Annotated in this window: 15 protein-coding genes; 8 read left to right on the top strand and 7 right to left on the bottom strand. The window is 61.0% G+C overall.

Annotated features, from left to right (window positions below; all coding sequences use genetic code 11):
• Positions 1–9 precede the first annotated feature (9 nt).
• Positions 10–576, bottom strand: a complete 567-nt coding sequence (locus tag DLD99_RS19320) for a CsiV family protein (RefSeq protein WP_114884380.1) — start codon at positions 574–576, stop codon at positions 10–12.
• Between the two features lie 10 nt (positions 577–586).
• Complete coding sequence (gene mfd, locus DLD99_RS19315; protein WP_085713146.1) at positions 587–4,036, bottom strand: transcription-repair coupling factor; 3,450 nt, start codon at positions 4,034–4,036, stop codon at positions 587–589.
• Positions 4,037–4,390: 354 nt separating this feature from the next.
• On the opposite strand from mfd, the gene DLD99_RS19310 reads away from it, so the two are divergent.
• Entirely contained in the window at positions 4,391–5,854 is a 1,464-nt protein-coding gene (locus tag DLD99_RS19310; protein WP_085713147.1) for a glyceraldehyde-3-phosphate dehydrogenase, read from the top strand.
• A gap of 64 nt (positions 5,855–5,918) precedes the next feature.
• On the opposite strand, the gene tcuC is transcribed toward DLD99_RS19310, so the two are convergent.
• The gene (gene tcuC, locus DLD99_RS19305; RefSeq protein WP_114884378.1) at positions 5,919–7,211 is read right to left on the bottom strand and encodes an MFS transporter; all 1,293 of its coding nucleotides are present in this window, start codon (positions 7,209–7,211) and stop codon (positions 5,919–5,921) included.
• Positions 7,212–7,286: 75 nt separating this feature from the next.
• On the opposite strand from tcuC, the gene DLD99_RS19300 reads away from it, so the two are divergent.
• Both DLD99_RS19300 and sthA read left to right on the top strand, forming a co-directional pair.
• On the top strand, positions 7,287–8,333 hold the full coding sequence (locus DLD99_RS19300; RefSeq protein WP_114884376.1) for an FAD:protein FMN transferase: 1,047 nt from the start codon (positions 7,287–7,289) through the stop codon (positions 8,331–8,333).
• Between the two features lie 201 nt (positions 8,334–8,534).
• Positions 8,535–9,929 carry a Si-specific NAD(P)(+) transhydrogenase gene (gene sthA, locus DLD99_RS19295; RefSeq protein ID WP_085713150.1) on the top strand — a complete coding sequence of 465 codons (1,395 nt, stop codon included), beginning with the start codon at positions 8,535–8,537 and terminating at the stop codon, positions 9,927–9,929.
• 42 nt (positions 9,930–9,971) lie between these two features.
• Here sthA and DLD99_RS19290 read toward each other — a convergent pair whose 3' ends face one another.
• The gene (locus DLD99_RS19290) at positions 9,972–10,694 is read right to left on the bottom strand and encodes a glycerophosphodiester phosphodiesterase (protein ID WP_085713151.1); all 723 of its coding nucleotides are present in this window, start codon (positions 10,692–10,694) and stop codon (positions 9,972–9,974) included.
• A gap of 13 nt (positions 10,695–10,707) precedes the next feature.
• Positions 10,708–11,289 (bottom strand): PilZ domain-containing protein, encoded by a 582-nt coding sequence (locus DLD99_RS19285; RefSeq protein WP_085713152.1) that lies wholly within the window; start codon positions 11,287–11,289, stop codon positions 10,708–10,710.
• A gap of 94 nt (positions 11,290–11,383) precedes the next feature.
• Here DLD99_RS19285 and DLD99_RS19280 point away from each other — a divergent pair, with 94 nt between their 5' ends.
• The 3 genes from DLD99_RS19280 (at position 11,384) to DLD99_RS19270 (ending at position 14,633) form a co-directional block, all read left to right on the top strand.
• Positions 11,384–12,634, top strand: a complete 1,251-nt coding sequence (locus DLD99_RS19280; RefSeq protein ID WP_114884374.1) for a lipoprotein-releasing ABC transporter permease subunit — start codon at positions 11,384–11,386, stop codon at positions 12,632–12,634.
• Positions 12,635–12,641: 7 nt separating this feature from the next.
• The gene (gene lolD, locus DLD99_RS19275; RefSeq protein WP_167443782.1) at positions 12,642–13,325 is read left to right on the top strand and encodes a lipoprotein-releasing ABC transporter ATP-binding protein LolD; all 684 of its coding nucleotides are present in this window, start codon (positions 12,642–12,644) and stop codon (positions 13,323–13,325) included.
• 63 nt (positions 13,326–13,388) lie between these two features.
• Positions 13,389–14,633: a lipoprotein-releasing ABC transporter permease subunit gene (locus tag DLD99_RS19270; RefSeq protein WP_065260718.1), complete on the top strand. Its 1,245-nt coding sequence runs from the start codon at positions 13,389–13,391 to the stop codon at positions 14,631–14,633.
• A 30-nt stretch (positions 14,634–14,663) separates the two neighbouring features.
• Here DLD99_RS19270 and DLD99_RS19265 read toward each other — a convergent pair whose 3' ends face one another.
• On the bottom strand, positions 14,664–16,004 hold the full coding sequence (locus tag DLD99_RS19265) for a heavy metal sensor histidine kinase (RefSeq protein WP_114884372.1): 1,341 nt from the start codon (positions 16,002–16,004) through the stop codon (positions 14,664–14,666).
• The gene (locus DLD99_RS19260) at positions 16,004–16,684 is read right to left on the bottom strand and encodes a heavy metal response regulator transcription factor (protein WP_085713157.1); all 681 of its coding nucleotides are present in this window, start codon (positions 16,682–16,684) and stop codon (positions 16,004–16,006) included. Before DLD99_RS19260 ends, DLD99_RS19265 begins: the two co-directional genes overlap by 1 nt.
• Positions 16,685–16,839: 155 nt before the next feature.
• Here DLD99_RS19260 and copI point away from each other — a divergent pair, with 155 nt between their 5' ends.
• Both copI and queF read left to right on the top strand, forming a co-directional pair.
• Positions 16,840–17,373, top strand: coding sequence for a copper-resistant cuproprotein CopI (gene copI / locus DLD99_RS19255; RefSeq protein WP_085713158.1), 534 nt, complete (start codon positions 16,840–16,842; stop codon positions 17,371–17,373).
• Between the two features lie 61 nt (positions 17,374–17,434).
• On the top strand, positions 17,435–18,265 hold the full coding sequence (queF, locus tag DLD99_RS19250) for an NADPH-dependent 7-cyano-7-deazaguanine reductase QueF (RefSeq protein ID WP_114884371.1): 831 nt from the start codon (positions 17,435–17,437) through the stop codon (positions 18,263–18,265).
• The last annotated feature ends 48 nt before the right edge of the window (positions 18,266–18,313 follow it).

Here is an 18,313-nt window from a genome sequence, read left to right as displayed (position 1 = left end):
GGACTTCAATCAGTCCGGAACGACTTCAGGCGCTTCCCGAGGCGCAGGCGCCGTCAGTGAAGTGATCTTGATCAGCAGGGCGAGGTGGCCGTTGTCCAGGTAGTTGAGCTGGCCGTTCTTGGTGTGGCTTTCCTGCTTCAGGCGTTCGCTGGCGGTGACCATGCCGTTGGCATCGATCTGGTTGACCCAGAAATCGGCGTTCACATCGGTGAAGCGCCCGAGTTTCATTTCAATCGTGCCCTCGACCGGGAACTGACCGAACTGCTCCTGACCTTCGCTGACCGCGACCTTCGCCGGCGTCTCGCCGAGTGTCTGCTGCCAGGCCTTGTGCATCAGCACGCTGTATTCACCGCTGGCGGTGAGTTTGTTGGCGACGTCGTTCAGCGCTGTGGTGCGCTTGCTGTCATCGCCCAAACGCTGGGCGCCGGCCGCCCAGTCTTCTGGCGCGGCGCGGCTGACAATGGCCGGCACGGCGTTCTGGCGTACCAGAATCATTTCGACCTGATACAGGTCATCGGCAAATGCCGAAGGGGCGACCAGCGTCAACAACAAGGTCAGTGAGCGAAACAGGCGCATGCGGCGTCCTTCAAACAGTTTTCGGAATGAGGCGCTCGAACAGCGCCTCTACAGTATTAAAGCGCTCTTCCGGGCGCTCCATCGGCACCTGGAACTTGAACATCGTGGCACCTTCGAATTTGTAGCGTTTTGGCTGACTCTGGATCAGTTTGATCAGGGTCATCGGGTCGACCGGCGTCTGCGCCGCGAACTCGATGCGTCCGCCTTGCGGGCCGCCATCGACTTTCTTGATGCCCAGCTGCTCGGCCTGCAATTTCAGCGCCGTGATGCGCACCAGATTCTTGGTCGGCTCCGGCAGCAGCCCGAAGCGGTCGATCATCTCCACCTGCAGATCTTTCAGGCCTTCCTCGTCGGTGGCCGAAGCGATGCGCTTGTACAGGATCAGGCGTGCGTGCACGTCCGGCAGATAATCTTCCGGAATCAGTGCGGGCACCCGCAGGTTGACTTCCGGGCCGCCGCCGAGCGGTTGATCGAGGTTCGGCTGTTCGCCCTTGCGAATCGACTTCACCGCGCGCTCGAGCATTTCCATGTACAGCGTGAAGCCGACGGCCTGAATCTGACCGCTCTGGCCATCGCCCAGCAGTTCTCCGGCGCCACGGATTTCCAGGTCGTTGGTGGCCAGCACGAAGCCCGCGCCCAGATCCTGAGTATTGGCAATCGCTTCCAGACGTTTTTCCGCATCGCCGGTGATCTGCTGGCGTGGCGGTGTCAGCAGGTAGGCGTAAGCCTGGTGGTGGCTACGACCCACGCGGCCGCGCAACTGGTGCAACTGCGCCAGGCCGAACTTGTCGGCGCGCTCGATGATGATGGTGTTGGCGCTCGGCACGTCAATGCCGGTCTCGATGATGGTCGAGGCGATCAGCACGTTGAAGCGCTTGTGGTAGAAGTCGCTCATCACCTGTTCGAGTTCGCGTTCGCGCATTTGCCCGTGGCCGATGCCGATCCGCGCTTCCGGCACCAGTTCGGCCAGTTCTGCGGCGCATTTTTCGATGGTCTTCACATCGTTGTGCAGGTAGTAGACCTGACCGCCACGCAACAGCTCACGCAGCAAGGCCTCTTTGACCGTGCTCTTGTTCTGCTCCATGACGAAGGTGCGCACCGACAGGCGTCGCGCCGGCGGTGTGGCGATGATCGACAGGTCGCGCATGCCCGACACCGCCATGTTCAGCGTGCGCGGAATCGGCGTGGCGGTCAGCGTCAGAATGTCGACTTCGCTGCGCAGGGCCTTGAGCTGTTCCTTCTGGCGGACACCGAAACGGTGTTCTTCGTCGATGATCACCAACCCGAGGTTTTTGATCTTGACGTCGTCCTGTAGCAGCTTGTGGGTGCCGATGACGATGTCGATGTTGCCTTCGGCCAGTTCGGCGACGGCAGCGTTCACTTCCTTGGCGGACTTGAAGCGGCTCATCACTTCCACGGTCACCGGCCAGTCGGCGAAGCGGTCACGGAAGCTGTTGTAGTGCTGCTGGGCGAGCAGGGTGGTCGGCACCAGGATCGCCACTTGCTTGCCGCCATGCACCGCGATGAACGCGGCGCGCATGGCCACTTCGGTCTTGCCGAAACCCACGTCACCGCAGACCAGTCGATCCATCGGTTTCGGTGCGAGCATGTCTTCGCGAACGGCTTCGATGGTGGATTGCTGGTCCGGGGTTTCCTCGAACGGGAAGCCGGCGCTGAAGGTTGCGTAATCGGCTTTCGGATCGGCAAACGCATAACCTTCGCGGGCGGCGCGGCGGGCATAGATGTCGAGCAGTTCGGCAGCCACGTCGCGCACCTGTTCGGCAGCCTTGCGCTTGGCTTTCTGCCAGGTCTCGGAGCCGAGGCGGTGCAGCGGCGCCAGTGCATCGTCGCTGCCGGTGTAGCGGGCGATCAGGTGCAGGTTGGCCACCGGCACGTAGAGCTTGGCGTTCTCGGCGTACTCGAGGGTCAGGAATTCGGCAGCCTGGTTGTCGATTTCCAGAATCGTCAGGCCGAGATAGCGGCCGACACCGTGGTCGATGTGCACCACCGGCGCGCCTTCGCGCAGCTCGGTGAGGTTCTTGATCACCGCGTCGTTGTTGGCGTCGGCGCGTTTTTCGCGACGGCGACGCTGCATCACGCGCTGGCCGAACAGCGGGCTTTCCGCAACCAGTGCCAGCGCCGGGTCATCCAGCATCAGGCCTTCGTCGAGCGGGGCAATGGTGATCGCCAGGCGATCCTTGCTCGCGACGAAGTCCGGCCAGCTGTCGACGGTTTTCGGTCGCAGCTTCAGACGGTCCAGCAGCTCCAACAGCACTTCGCGTCGGCCTGCGGATTCGGCGGTGAACAGCACGCGTCCCGGGAATTCGTCGAGGAAGGCGGAAAGTGCCGCCAGCGGTTGCGTAGCCTTGGCTTCGATCGCCAGATTCGGCAAGGCCTGTGCCGGGAAGCGCTCACGGCCGACGCCGGTTTCCACGTCCTGCTGGCTGGCGACCACGCGCGGCCAGTTCTTCAGGCGGGCGAAGCAGTCTTCCACCGGCAGGAACAGTTCGGCGGGCGGCAATAAAGGACGCGATGGATCGACGCGGCGTTCTTCATAACGATTGCGCACGTCGTTCCAGAAGTTTTCCGCCGCTTGCTCGATGCCCGGCAGCGAGAACACCTGAGTGTCCTGGGGCAGGTAATCGAACAGGGTCGAGGTTTCTTCGAAGAACAGCGGCAGGTAGTACTCGATGCCGGCCGGGGTAATACCGCTGCTCAGATCCTGAAAGATCGGGCAGCGGCGGAAGTCGACATCAAAACGCTCGCGAAAACGCGCCTTGAACCGGGTGACCGCTTCTTTCTGCAGCGGGAATTCCTTGGCCGGCAGCAGCTTGACCGAATCGACCTTGTCGATGGAGCGCTGGTTTTCCGGGTCGAAGGTGCGCAGGGTTTCGATTTCGTCGTCGAACAGGTCGATTCGATACGGCAGCTTGCTGCCCATCGGGAACAGGTCGATCAGTGCGCCGCGTACGGTGAACTCGCCGTGTTCGTAAACCGTATCGACGTAGCGATAGCCGCTGGCTTCGAGCCGCGAGCGCATTTGCTCGACGTCGAGCTTCTGACCGACATCCAGCACCAGGCTGCTGCCGAGCAGGAATTTGGTCGGCGCCAGGCGATGCAGGGCGGTGGTGATCGGCACCACCAGCACGCCATGCTCCAGCTCCGGCAGTCTATAAAGGCTGGCGATGCGCTGGGAGATGATGTCCTGGTGCGGCGAGAACAGGTCGTAGGGCAGGGTTTCCCAGTCGGGGAAATGCAGCACCGGCAAATCCGGGGCGAAGAAGCTCAGCTCCTGCTCCAGCCGTTCGGCACTCTGGCTGTCGGCGGTCAGCAGTAACGTGAAGCGCTTGGCAGCGCTGGCAGCCTCGGCAATCGCCAGGCTCAGGGCGGCACCGGGGAGGTTGCCCCAGTGCTGTTTACCTGCCGCGGCAGGGAGAAGCGGTAGACGCAGAACAGGCACGGAAGGTTGAGCTCCAGGCGTTGCGACAAAGTCGGTAATTGTAGCGGCGTCCGGTGCCGCCTGTCAGTTGCAGACTGCGTCTATCTGCACGGTTTCGGCGAAATGTAGTGGTAACCATAAAAACCAGCACTTTTTTGACGATTATGTAGTGCCGAAAGTGGGTGGTGTTACGGAGGGTTACAGACATCGTCTAACAGTCGTCGAAAAACCGGCTGCGCTGGAAGCCCCGGTTTTACTGGGCTGGCGCAGAGCGTTATTTTTTTGGAGCGAATTTTGTTACCGATTGCGCGACAAGCGCGCATTGCTACAAGAGGTTCTCGGCGGCATAATGTAGCCCCTTTTTTCTGCCCCTACATGTGGAAGGTTCCCGTGACTCAGAAGCCCGACCAGTGTCTTGGTGAATGGATCGACCGTGAAGCACTCGCAGAAGCGATGATTCCGCTTATCGGTCAGCTCTACCGCAATAACAACGTGGTGAGCTCGATCTATGGCCGCAGCCTGATCAACCAGTCTGTCATCGCGATTCTCAAAGCTCACCGCTTTGCTCGCCATCGTTCTTCCGACGATAGCGAACTCTCCGTCCACGAAACATTCCCTCTGCTGAAGGCCATGAGCGAGCTCAAGCTCGGCGCGGCTTCGGTGGATCTGGGCAAGTTGGCGTTCAAATTCCGCGCTGAAGGCAATGGCCGCACGGCCGAACAATTCGTTCGCGAAGAGTTGGCCGATGTCGTGGGTCAGCAAAATGCCTCCGCGCGTAAAGGCACTGATGTCGTGCTCTACGGCTTCGGTCGTATCGGCCGTCTGCTGGCGCGCATCCTGATCGAAAAAACCGGTGGTGGCGACGGCCTGCGTCTGCGCGCCATCGTCGTGCGCAAAGGCGCCGAGAACGATCTGGTCAAGCGTGCCAGCCTGCTGCGTCGTGACTCGGTACACGGCCCGTTCGATGGCACTATCACCATCGACGAAGAAAACAACACCATCACCGCCAACGGCAACCTGATCCAGGTGATCTACGCCAAGAGCCCGAGCGAAGTCGACTACACCCAGTACGGCATCGAAAACGCGCTGATCGTAGACAATACCGGTGTATGGCGTGATGCCGACGGTCTGGGCCAGCACCTGGCCTGCCCGGGCGCTGCTCGCGTGATTCTCACCGCACCGGGTAAGGGCGCGCTGAAGAACATCGTTCACGGTATCAACCACGGCGACATCACTGCTGACGACAAGATCATCTCGGCGGCGTCCTGCACCACCAACGCCATCGTACCGGTGCTCAAGGCCGTCAACGACCAGTACGGCATCGTCAATGGCCATGTCGAAACCGTTCACTCGTTCACCAACGACCAGAACCTGATCGACAACTTCCACAAGGGCAGCCGTCGTGGCCGCGCCGCGCCGCTGAACATGGTTATCACCGAGACCGGTGCTGCCACTGCCGCTGCCAAGGCGCTGCCAGTGCTCAAGGGCAAGCTGACCGGCAACGCGATTCGCGTACCTACGCCGAACGTGTCGATGGCCATTCTGAACCTGAACCTGGAAAAGGCCACCACTCGCGAAGAAATCAACGAGTACCTGCGCCAGATGGCCATGCACTCGGATCTGCACAAGCAGATCGATTACGTCAGCTCGCAGGAAGTGGTTTCCACTGACTTCGTGGGCTCGCGTCACGCCGGTGTCGTGGATGCCGAGGCAACCATCACTCAGGATAACCGCGTTGTTCTGTACGTCTGGTACGACAACGAGTTCGGTTACAGCTGCCAGGTGGTTCGCGTGATGGAAGACATGGCCGGTGTAAACCCGCCAGCATTCCCGCGCTAAGCCTTAGCTGCAAATGAAAACGCCCCGACATTGTCGGGGCGTTTTTGTTTGTGCGCGATTCGGGTCAGCGGGGCATGGCGGCTTGTGCCGTGCGCAGTTCGTGCTTGTTGCCACGGAACAGCACCAAGGTCGCGACCAGGCCCAATACGGCTGCGCCACTGAGCCAGATCCCCGGTGCCGCCTTGTTGTCCAGCACATGGATCAGGTAAGTGCAGGCTGCCGGAGTGAATCCGCCGAAGGTCGCCGTGGCCAGGCTGTAGGCCAGCGAGAAACCGGTCGTGCGCACTTCCACTGGCATGATTTCGGTCAGCGCCACTACCATCGCGCCGTTGTACGAGCCGTACAGGAACGACAGCCACAACTCGACGATCAGCAGATGGCTGAAGCTCGGGTTCGCCACCAGCCACGACAGCGCCGGGTAGGCGGTCAGGATTGCCAGGATCGTCGCCCCGAGCAGCAGGGGTTTGCGTCCGATCTTGTCGGAAAGTGCACCCATTACCGGCAGCCAGAAGAAGTTCGACAGGCCGATGCACACGGTGACCAGCAGCGCATCGAAGTCCGACAGGTGCAGTTCCGCCTTGCCGAAGGTCGGGGTGTAGGCGGTGATCAGGTAGAACGACACGGTGGTCATCACCACCAGCGCCATGCCGGCGAGGACGATGCCGAAGTTCTGACCAATCGAGCGGACGATTTCCTGCAGGGTAGGGCGATGTTTGCGCGCCTGGAATTCCGGGGTTTCCTCCAGCGAGCGACGAATGACGAAGATCACCGGAACGATCATGCAGCCGATCAGGAACGGCACGCGCCAGCCCCAGTCGCCCATCTGGTCCGGGCTCAGCCAGTGGTTGAGGCCGACACCCAGCAGGCCGGCGAACACCACGGCCGCTTGCTGGCTGGCGGACTGCCAGCTGACGAAGAAGCCCTTGCGCCCCGGCGTGGCGATTTCCGCCAGGTACACCGACACGCCGCCCAGTTCCACACCGGCCGAGAAGCCTTGCAGCAATCGGCCGAACAGCACGATCAGCGGCGCAGCGACGCCAAGGGTGGCGTAGCCCGGCACGCAGGCGATCAGCACGGTGCCGGCCGCCATCAGTGCGAGGGTAATGATCAGGCCCTGACGACGACCGTGTCGGTCAATGTAGGCGCCAAGGAAGATCGCCCCCAGCGGGCGCATCAGGAAACCTGCGCCGAAGGTGGCGAGCGAAAGCATCAGGGAAGCGAAAGCGCTATCGGTAGGGAAGAAGGTCTTGGCGATGGCCGTGGCGTAGAAGCCGTAGACCATGAAGTCGAACATCTCGAGAAAGTTGCCGCTGACAACGCGAAAAATCGCTTTGCCTTTGCCCGTGGAGGAGGACATGTTCAGGTACTCACTTTTTTGATTTTGTATGAAAGCGGTGCAGCCGTTTGGGAGCGAGCGGGCTCTGTGGCCATAATGGCCGGCGCGGTTTTGCTCGGAGATGAAGAATTGTTAACTGGACGGTTTGTGCTTTTCGTGGGTCTGCTTGGCGTTTTGTCCGGCTGCGGCAATGGCGACTCCATGGAGAGCTTCGGCGGCCCGACCATGGGTAGCACCTATTCGATCAAGTACGTGCGCCGGGCCAATCTCCCGGCGCCGCAGGATGTCCGCGTCGAAGTGGAGAAGATCCTCGCCGACGTGGATCAGCAAATGTCCACCTACCGCGCCGACTCCGATATTTCGCGTTTCAACGCATTGCCCGCCGATCGCTGTCAGACCATGCCCGCACCGATCCTTGAACTGGTGCGGGTTGGCGAGCAGCTGTCACAACAAAGCGAAGGTTCCTACGACCTGACCGTGGAGCCGCTGCTTAATCTCTGGGGTTTCGGTCCACAAGGGCGCGAAGAAAAAGTCCCGAACGCCGATGCGCTGGCCGAGGTGCAGAAGCGGGTGGGTTACCGGCATTTGCGTATCGATGGCGACCGGTTGTGCAAGGACGCGGCGGTCGAGGTTGATTTCAACAGCATCGCTGCCGGTTATGCGGTCGACACTATCGCTGCGCGACTTAATGCCATGGGCATTCATGATTATCTCGCCGAGGCCACAGGCGAGCTCAAGGCGTCCGGGAAGAAACTCGATGGTTCGCCGTGGCGTATTGCTCTGGAAGAGCCGCGAGACGATCAGCAGGTGGCAGAGCGCGTCATTAATGTCGATGGCTATGGACTCTCCACGTCCGGCGACTACCGCAACTATTTTCAGCAGGACGGAAGGCGTTATTCCCACACCTTTGACGCCCGTACCGGAGCGCCCGTCGTACACGACCTGGCGTCAGTCACGGTAATTCATCCTTCAGCCTTGATGGCTGATGGACTATCGACGCTGTTGCTGATTCTCGGCCCGGAAAAGGCCTGGGACTATGCCGAAAAACATGACATTGGTGCATTCTTTGTAATTCGTGCCGATACAGGTTTCGTCACCCGCACCAGTCCGGCGTTCGAACGGCTCAGTGGCGCAAAAAATTGACCCGAAGCAATGCGAAAGCTGGCGTTGTAGTGCAGGCAAAAGTAGCCTACGACGCGACCAAGGGTTAATGTGCGCGGCGTTGACGCTTCTATAGACTGTGTCCGGGTTTTCAACTGGCCCCCAATTGTTCCTTCGCGCCGTCGTTCGGCGTGATTTAGCCGCCGGTGCTGTTGGCACCGCGGCCTGTTCTGAGGAGTACGCATGGCTGTCTACAACTACGACGTGGTGGTGCTGGGTTCCGGCCCGGCGGGAGAAGGCGCGGCAATGAACGCCGCCAAAGCAGGGCGCAAGGTGGCGATGGTCGACAGCCGTCGCCAGGTCGGCGGTAACTGCACCCACCTGGGCACCATCCCGTCCAAGGCCCTGCGTCACTCGGTGCGGCAGATCATGCAGTTCAACACCAACCCGATGTTCCGTGCGATCGGTGAGCCGCGCTGGTTCTCCTTCCCGGACGTGTTGAAAAGCGCCGAGAAAGTCATCTCCAAGCAAGTCGCTTCGCGTACCGGCTACTACGCCCGTAACCGCGTCGACGTGTTCTTCGGCACCGGCAGCTTCGCCGACGAGCAGACCATCGAAGTGGTCTGCGCCAACGGCGTGGTCGAGAAACTGGTGGCCAAGCACATCATCATCGCCACCGGTTCGCGTCCGTATCGCCCGGCGGACATCGATTTCCACCACCCGCGTATCTACGATAGCGACACCATCCTCAGCCTCGGCCACACCCCGCGCAAACTGATCGTTTACGGCGCCGGTGTGATCGGTTGCGAATATGCATCGATCTTCAGTGGTCTGGGCGTGCTCGTCGAGCTGGTGGACAACCGCGGTCAGTTGCTGAGCTTCCTCGACTCGGAAATCTCCCAGGCGTTGAGCTACCACTTCAGCAACAACAACATCACCGTGCGTCACAACGAAGACTACGACCGTGTCGAAGGCGTGGACAACGGCGTGATCCTGCACCTGAAGTCCGGCAAGAAGATCAAGGCCGACGCCTTGCTCTGGTGCAACGGCCGTACCGGCAACACTGACCAGTTGGGCCTGGAAAACATCGGGATCAAGGTCAACAGCCGCGGCCAGATCGAAGTCGACGAAAACTACCGCACCTGCGTGCAGAATATCTATGGCGCCGGCGACGTGATCGGCTGGCCAAGCCTGGCCAGTGCCGCCCACGACCAGGGTCGCTCGGCGGCCGGCAGTATCGTCGACAATGGCAGCTGGCGTTTCGTGAATGACGTGCCGACCGGCATCTACACCATTCCGGAGATCAGCTCGATCGGCAAGAACGAGCAGGAACTGACCCAGGCCAAGGTGCCGTACGAAGTGGGCAAGGCGTTCTTCAAGAGCATGGCGCGGGCGCAGATCGCCGGCGAGCCGCAAGGCATGCTGAAGATCCTGTTCCACCGCGAAACCCTGCAGGTGCTGGGCGTTCACTGCTTCGGTTATCAGGCGTCGGAGATCGTGCACATCGGTCAGGCGATCATGAACCAGCCGGGTGAACTCAATACCCTGAAGTACTTCGTCAACACCACGTTCAACTACCCGACCATGGCCGAAGCCTATCGGGTAGCGGCATACGACGGCCTCAACCGGCTTTTTTGAGCGGCTCCGGCCGGTGGCCTGAGCCGGCCGGGGAGACCGATTTCAGCAATTCCCGAGGGTGGCAGTGGCCAAACCGGGAAAGTCTGTAATCAGGCTGTCAACGCCGAAGTCGGCGAGTCTGCGCATCAGCGCAGGCTCGTTGACGGTCCATACCGACACATGCAGCCCCTGACGCTGCGCCTTCTGCAGGCGCTCCGGCGTACACAGCGTCCAGTTCAAGGCCAGAATCTCACAGCCGTAGCTTGCCGCGACCTTCAGCGGGTCGAGCCAGGCATACTCGGCCACCAGGCCCCGTGACACGTCCGGTACCAGATCCAGCGCCGCCTTCAATACTTCCCGCGAACTCGAGGTGATCGTCACCTTGTCGAGCAGCCCGTGCCTGACCGCCATTTCACGAATGGCCAGAACGGTCGTCGCGGCGCGGGTGCGTGACGCGCTTTTGACTTCGAGCTGCCAGTGATCGAAATCACATTTCTCGAACAGCTCTTCCAGGGTCGGAATCGGGCACGGCTTGATCCAGCCAGGGCCGCCCTTGCGGGCGTCGTAGGTCACCAGATCGGCGGCGGTGTGCTCGACCACCTTGCCACGGCGCTCGGTGGTCCGCTTGAGGGTCGGGTCGTGGATGACCATCAGCTCGCCGTCTTTGGACAGGTGCAGGTCCAGTTCGCAACGGCGTACGCCGTGCTTGAGACATTCCTGAAAGCTGGTCAGGGTGTTTTCCGGTGCTTCGCCCTTGGCGCCGCGGTGGCCGTAGATAAGGGTCACGGTTCTTCCTTAATTAAATGCCTGATTCGTTCTGTTCGCGGGCCAGGCGTCGTTCCTGGGCCTGCTTTTGCAAGATATAGCGGGCGAGCAACTGGCGCTGGGCATCGGTCAGGTGTTCGAACTCGGTGCCGATGTCGTAGCCGTCGCCTTTGCGGTCGCAATGGGTGACCCGGGCGCGCAGCAGGAGGCCGTGGGCCTGTGGCATCAACACCATTTTTACCGACAGGCGCGAGCCGGCGGCTATCGGTGTCGGGTTCTGGAAGTCGACACCGCCCTCGGAAATGATCACCGGTTGCGGTTCGCCGATCTGCCCCAGTGCGGTCAGGGCGATGACCTGACTGAGCAGGTCGATGCGTTTGTTCTGGGATTTCAGGAATGCCGCGATGGCACGGTCGCGTTCGTTGATCTGTCGCAACAGGTGCTGAGATTCGAATTCGCTCAGGTGCAGTTCACTGAGCACGTTGAATAACGGGGAAGCATCCTGCAACACTTCCTGGCCTGCGGCTTCGGCAGCGGACAGGGGCCGAATTTCCAGTGCGATCGAATCCTCGATACGGTAGTATTCGCGGCGATCTTCTTCATCTAATGTCGACATGGCGAACCCATGGTAGCGGCGGTGGTCTGAGTGTAAAGCTGGTTATCGACCCCCGCCACAAGGACGTTCCTTTTCCCTCCGAACAAGCCCCGACATGTTCAGACCTCTCTTCGTATTTATCGGCACGCGTTACACCCGTGCAAAGCGTCGCAATCATTTTGTGTCGTTCATTTCCCTGACTTCGATGATCGGGCTCGCCCTTGGCGTGGTCGTGATGATCGTGGTGCTGTCGGTGATGAACGGCTTCGATCATGAAATGCGCACCCGCGTGCTGGGCATGGTGCCCCACGCGACCATCGAATCCGGTGAAGCCATCAGCGACTGGCCGAGCCTGGCCGCCAAGGTCAAGCAGAACCCGCAGGTGGCGGCCGTCGCGCCGTTCACCCAGATGCAGGGCCTGCTGACCAACAACGGCCAGGTGTCCAAGGTGTTGCTCAATGCCATCGATCCGGCGCTGGAACGCAACGTCTCGATCATCGACAACTTCATGAAGCAGGGCAAACTCGACGATTTGACGCCGGGCAGCTTCGGCATCGTGATCGGCGACAAGGCCGCGACCAAGCTCGGCGTGGGCATCGGTGACAAGATCACCTTCGTCGCGCCGGAGGTCAGCGTGACCCCGGCCGGGATGTTCCCGCGCATGAAACGCTTCACCGTGGTCGGCATCTTTCATGTCGGCGCCGGTGAACTGGACGGTTACCTGGGCGTCACCAACCTGCAGGATCTGGCGAAGATGCACCGCTGGAAGCCTGATCAGGTGCAAGGCCTGCGCCTGAAGTTCGACGATCTGTTCCAGGCACCGCGTGAAGCGTGGAACATCGCCCAGCGGCTCGGCGAGGACCATTACTACGCCCGCGACTGGACCCGTACCCACGGCAACCTGTATCAGGCGATCCGCATGGAAAAAGCCATGATCGGCCTGCTGTTGCTGCTGATCGTCGCGGTTGCTGCGTTCAACATCATTTCCACGCTGGTGATGGTGGTGAACGACAAGAAAGGCGACATCGCCATCCTGCGCACGCTGGGCGCCACGCCGGGCACGATCATGCGCACGTTCATGGTGCAGGGCACGGTGATCGGCGTGGTCGGTACGGCCATCGGCGCCGTGGTCGGAATCCTGGCGGCGCTCAATGTCAGCGCGGCGATTTCGGCACTCGAAGGCTTGATCGGGCACAAGTTCCTCAGCGCCGACGTGTATTTCATCGATTACCTGCCATCGCAGGTGCAGAGCCAGGATGTGATCATGGTCTGCGCCGCTGCGTTGGTCCTGAGTTTCCTCGCCACCCTGTATCCAGCCTGGCGTGCCGCGCGCACCCAGCCGGCGGAGGCGCTACGTTATGAGTGAGTCGGGCATGAGTGAAAAAGCAATCCTGAGCTGCCGCAACCTGGGCAAGTCCTACGAGGAAGGCCCGGAGTCGGTGGAGGTGCTGGCCAACCTGCAACTGGAGTTGCACCCGGGCGAACGCGTGGCGATCGTCGGCAAATCCGGTTCGGGCAAAAGTACCTTGCTCAACCTGCTGGGCGGTCTCGATACGCCGACCAAGGGCAGCGTCTGGCTCGACGGTGAAGAGCTGTCGGCGCTGAGCGAGAAGAAGCGCGGCCTGCTGCGCAACCGTGCGCTCGGCTTCGTGTACCAGTTCCACCACCTGCTGCCGGAATTCACCGCACTGGAAAACGTCTGCATGCCGCTGCTGATCGGCAAGACCGCAATCCCGGAAGCGCGTCAGCGGGCCACGGCGTTGCTGGAGCGAGTGGGTCTGGGCCATCGTCTGGAACACAAACCGGCCGAGCTGTCCGGTGGCGAACGCCAGCGCGTGGCCATTGCCCGTGCACTGGTGAACAACCCGGGCCTGGTGATGCTCGACGAGCCGACCGGCAACCTCGACTCCCACACCGCCGAAGGCATTCAGGACCTGATGCTGGAACTCAGCACCTCGATGCGCACGGCGTTTCTGGTGGTGACTCACGACATGAACCTGGCTCGCCAGATGGACCGCGTCCTGCAACTGCAGGAAGGTTGCCTGACCCCCATCTGACGGCTTGAAACCCGATGCCTGAAAAGGCGTCGGGTCTTTTATTTTTATACGGTGCCCCAGCGAATGTTCAGACCGTTATCGATCTTTATCGGCACGCGCTATACCCGCGCCAAGCGCCGCAATCGCTTTGTTTCGTTCATTTCGATGACCTCGATGATCGGTCTCGCCCTCGGCGTGCTGGCGATGATCGTGGTGCTGTCGGTGATGAACGGCTTCCAGCGTGAAATGAGCTCGCGCATCCTCGGCATGGTGCCTCACGCGACCATCGTCGGCGTCAAGCCGATTGACGACTGGCAGCCGGTGGCTGCTGCCGCCCTGAAGAATCCGGAAGTGACTGCCGCCGTGCCGTTCACCGAGATGGAAGGCATGCTGTCCTACAAGGGCATGATGCAGCCGATCCAGATCAGTGGCGTCGACCCGGCCCAGGAAGGCAAGGTGTCGATCGTTGCCCAGCACATCGTGCAGGGCCGTCTCGATGCCTTGAAGCCGGGCGAGTTCGGCGTGGTGCTGGGTGAAATCACGGCCCGGCGTTTCCGCCTGAACGTCGGCGACAAGATCACCCTGATCGTGCCGGAAGTCAGCACTGCGCCCGGTGGCATCACTCCGCGCATGCAGCGTCTGAATGTGGTCGGCATCTTCAAGGTCGGCGCCGAGCTGGACGGTTCCATGGGCCTGATCCACGTCTCCGACGCCGCGACCATGCAGCATTGGGAGCCGAATCAGGTGCAGAGCGTGCGTCTGGCGGTGAAAGACTTGTATGCCGCGCCGAAGGTTTCGTCGGACATCGCTACCGGCCTGGGCACTGATTTCAAGGCTGACGACTGGACCCACACCCAGGGCAGCCTGTTCAGCGCGATGAAAATGGAAAAGACCATGATCGGCCTGTTGCTGCTGATGATCGTCGCGGTGGCGGCGTTCAACATCATCGCGACTTTGATCATGGTGGTGAACGACAAGGGCGCGGACATCGCGATCCTGCGCACCATCGGCGCCACGCCACGGCAGATCATGGCGATCTTCATGGTCCAGGGCACGGTGATCGGCATTGTCGGCACCATCATTGGTGGCGTGCTGGGCGTGATTGCTGCGCTGAACGTCAGTGAAATGGTGGGCTGGGTCGAGCGAGTGACCGGGCAGCACATCTTCAGTTCCGACGTGTATTTCGTCAGTAACCTGCCCTCGGAATTGCAGGGCGGCGACGTGCTGCTGATCTGCTCGGCAGGTTTCATCCTCAGCTTCCTGGCCACGGTTTACCCGGCCTGGCGGGCGGCGAAGATCGAGCCGGCGCACGCGTTGCGTTACTCGTAAGGTCACCCATTGAGGCCGGCATTGCCGGCCTCAATCGTTTTGCGGCAACTCAATCACAAACCGCGTCCAGCCTTGGGCCGATTCGCAATGAATCTGCCCGCCATGGGCCCTGATGATCGACTGAGTGATCGCCAGCCCCAATCCCGCATGTTCGCTGCTGCCTTCCTGGCGTGCCGGATCAGCCCGGTAAAAGCGGTCGAACAAACGCGGTAACAGCTCCGAAGAAATCCCTTCGCCACTGTTCTCGACGGTCACTCTCAAGGATTTCGCCTGCTCGGCTATCTGCACGCGTACATCGCCCGCAGGCGGGGTAAAGCGCAAAGCGTTATCCAGCAGATTCGACAGCGCCCGACGCAACATCGCGCGATCACCCTCGAACAGCCCCTGACCGTCACGGCTCAGGCTGACCTGAGCGTCTTCGGCCAGCGGTGCAAAAAACTCCAGCAACGCATCGGCTTCTTCCGCCAGTTTCAGCGGTTCGCGCTTGGGCATCAGCAATCCATGGTCGGCCTTGGCCAGATAAAGCATGTCGTTGACCAGTTGCGCCATCCATTGCAACTCTTCGAGGTTGCTGTGCAAGGCCTCGCGGTAGTCTTCGAGCGGGCGTGGCCGGGTGAGGGTGACTTGTGTGTGGGTCAGCAGGTTCGACAGCGGGGTGCGCAGTTCATGGGCGATGTCGGCGGAGAACGCCGAAAGTCGCTGAAAGGAGTCATCGAGACGTCCGAGCATGGCGTTGAAGCTGTGGGCCAGTTCCGTGAGTTCTGCAGGCATCTGCGCTTCCGGGAGTCGGGCATTCAGCGATTGGGCCGAAATCCCGCGTGCCACGGCGCTCATACGGCGCAACGGACGCAAGCCACTGCGTGCCGCCCAGGCGCCCAACAGTGCGGTCGCCAGCGCCGAAAGACCGACGGTCAGCCAGATCAGATGCTGCATGCGTTGCAGGAAGTGCTGGTGATGGGTGATGTCCAGCAGCAAGGTCAATTGCGCGGAGTCAGGTTGTTCCGGCTGGAGCGGGGCGTTGAGCAGGCGATAGTCGGTGCCGTTGTCGTTGATGGTGGCCAGGCCGGGTGATTGTGGCAGGTTCGCCGGCATTTGCAGGGATCGGCCGAACCAGCGCTGACCCTCGGGGCCGCTTATGCGTAACGAGACATCGCCCTGTTGGCTCAACTCTTCGGTGATATGTGCGGCGTCGCTGCCACTCAGCAACGTCTGACGCACATTGATCAGCTTGCTTTCGAGCAATTGCTGATCGAGTTCAATGAAGTGCGCCTCACTGGCCCGATTGAAAACCACGCCCGCCACCAGCGAAACCGTCGCGGTGCACGCGGCGAACAGCAACGCCAGCCGACTGCCGAGTGACAGGCGGCGCATCAGACGGGACGCTCTTCAAGCACGTAACCCATGCCACGCACGGTGTGGATCAGTTTGTCGGGAAAGTCATCGTCGATTTTCAGGCGCAGGCGGCGGATCGCCACTTCGATCACATTGGTATCGCTGTCGAAGTTCATGTCCCAGACCTGCGAGGCGATCAGGGATTTGGGCAGCACTTCGCCCTGGCGGCGCAGGAGCATTTCCAGCAGGGCAAACTCTTTCGCGGTGAGGTCAATGCGCTGGCCGCTGCGCTCGACGCGGCGGCGAATCAGGTCCAGACGCAGGTCGGCCAGTTGCAGGCAGGTTTCCTGAGGCGCGGTGCTGCCGCGGCGCAACAGGCTGCGCACCCGGGCCAGCAGTTCGGAGAAGGCGAACGGCTTGACCAAGTAGTCGTCGGCGCCCAGCTCGAGGCCATGAACCCGGTCTTCCACAGTGTCCTTGGCGGTCAGAAACAGGATCGGCGTTTCCAGCCCGGCACTGCGTACCGCTTGCAGAATCTGCCAGCCATTGCGCCCGGGCAGCATCACGTCGAGGATCAGCAGGGCGTAGTCACCGCTCAACGCCAGTTGTTGCCCGGTGTTGCCGTCCGCCACCAGTTCAGTATTGAAACCGGCCTCGGTCAGGCCCTGGCGCAGGTAGTGGCCGGTTTTCGGTTGGTCTTCGACGATCAGCAGTTTCATGGGCAACTCGGGGTTGTAGGATCGAAAGCTTTATACCGTGGGACATTGTCACAAGCGCCAACCTGACAAAGTTGTAATCTGCCTGTCAGGTAGCTGCCAGCGCGGGCGGGCTAGAGTTTCCCACAGGCTGAACCTTTTCTTGTTGGAGTATGACTATGTTTTTGCGCAACCCTCTGGCCGTCGCCGCCTGTTTGCTGGCGCTGAGTTCATCCGTCTGGGCCGACCCTGCGCACACGTATGACTTCGGTCAGCCGGCCCCGGCTGCCAAGGCCAGTCGCAGCATTGAAGTGGTGATGGGCGACATGTCGTTCGATCCGAAGGCCATCGACATCAAGGCCGGTGAGACCATTCGTTTTGTTTTGGTGAATAAAGGCCAGTTGCTGCACGAATTCAACCTCGGCGATGCAGCGATGCATGCCAAACATCAGCAGGAAATGTTGCAGATGCAGCAAAGCGGCATGCTGACGCCGACCGGCATGAAAGAAATGTCCCACGACATGGCGGGGATGGATCATGCGTCGATGGGGCACGTCATGAAGCACGACGACCCCAACAGCGTGCTGGTCGAGCCCGGCAAGACCGCCGAGTTGACCTGGACCTTCAGCAAGGCGACCAGCCTGGAGTTTGCCTGCAACATTCCCGGGCATTACCAGGCCGGAATGGTCGGCAAACTGACTGTCAGTCAGTAAGCACTCAAAGGCGGGAGCAAAGGCTGATAGAATCCGCTGATTCTTCAGTCAGGTTTCCGCCATGCATCCCGCAGCCGAACATTCGCCGCTGGGCAAGTCCAGCGAATACATCGCCACTTACACTCCGTCCCTGCTGTTCCCGATTCCGCGCACCGCGAAGTGGGCGGAGCTGGGCCTGACCGCCGAGACCCTGCCGTATAAAGGTGTGGATTTCTGGAACTGCTTCGAACTGTCGTGGCTGCTGCCGTCGGGCAAACCGGTGGTGGCGATCGGCGAGTTCAGCATTCCGGCGGACTCGCCGAACATCATTGAATCCAAGTCGTTCAAGTTGTACCTGAACTCGTTGAACCAGACCCCGTTCGCCGATACAGCGAGCCTGGAAGCGACCCTGGTCAAGGACTTGTCCGCCGCTGCCGGCAAGCCGGTGGGCGTACGGGTTCGCAGCCTGAAAGAGGTTGAGGCCGAAGGCGTGGTTGCGCTGCCGGGCGTGTGCATCGACGATCTGGATATCAGCGTCAGCAACTACGAACATCCGCGTCCTGAACTGCTGCGCTGCGACGATTCGCGAGTGGTGGAGGAGAGCGTGCACAGCCATCTGCTCAAATCCAACTGCCCGGTGACCAGCCAGCCGGACTGGGGCAGCGTGGTGGTGGAATACCGTGGCGCGGCGCTGGATCACGCCAGTCTGCTGGAATACATCGTCAGCTTCCGCCAGCATTCGGACTTCCACGAGCAATGCGTTGAGCGGATTTTCCTCGACCTGCAGCGTTTGCTGAAACCGGAAAAACTCACGGTGTTTGCACGCTATGTGCGCCGGGGCGGGCTGGACATCAACCCGTATCGCAGCACTGAAAGCGTGCAGTTGCCGAACCATCGTCTGGTTCGTCAGTAACCCGCAACGCGGACATGAAAAAGCCCTGCCATCACTGGCAGGGCTTTT

The organism is Pseudomonas kribbensis, assembly GCF_003352185.1.
Lineage (GTDB): Bacteria > Pseudomonadota > Gammaproteobacteria > Pseudomonadales > Pseudomonadaceae > Aquipseudomonas > Aquipseudomonas kribbensis.
This window is presented reverse-complemented; position numbering and strand designations above follow the sequence as displayed.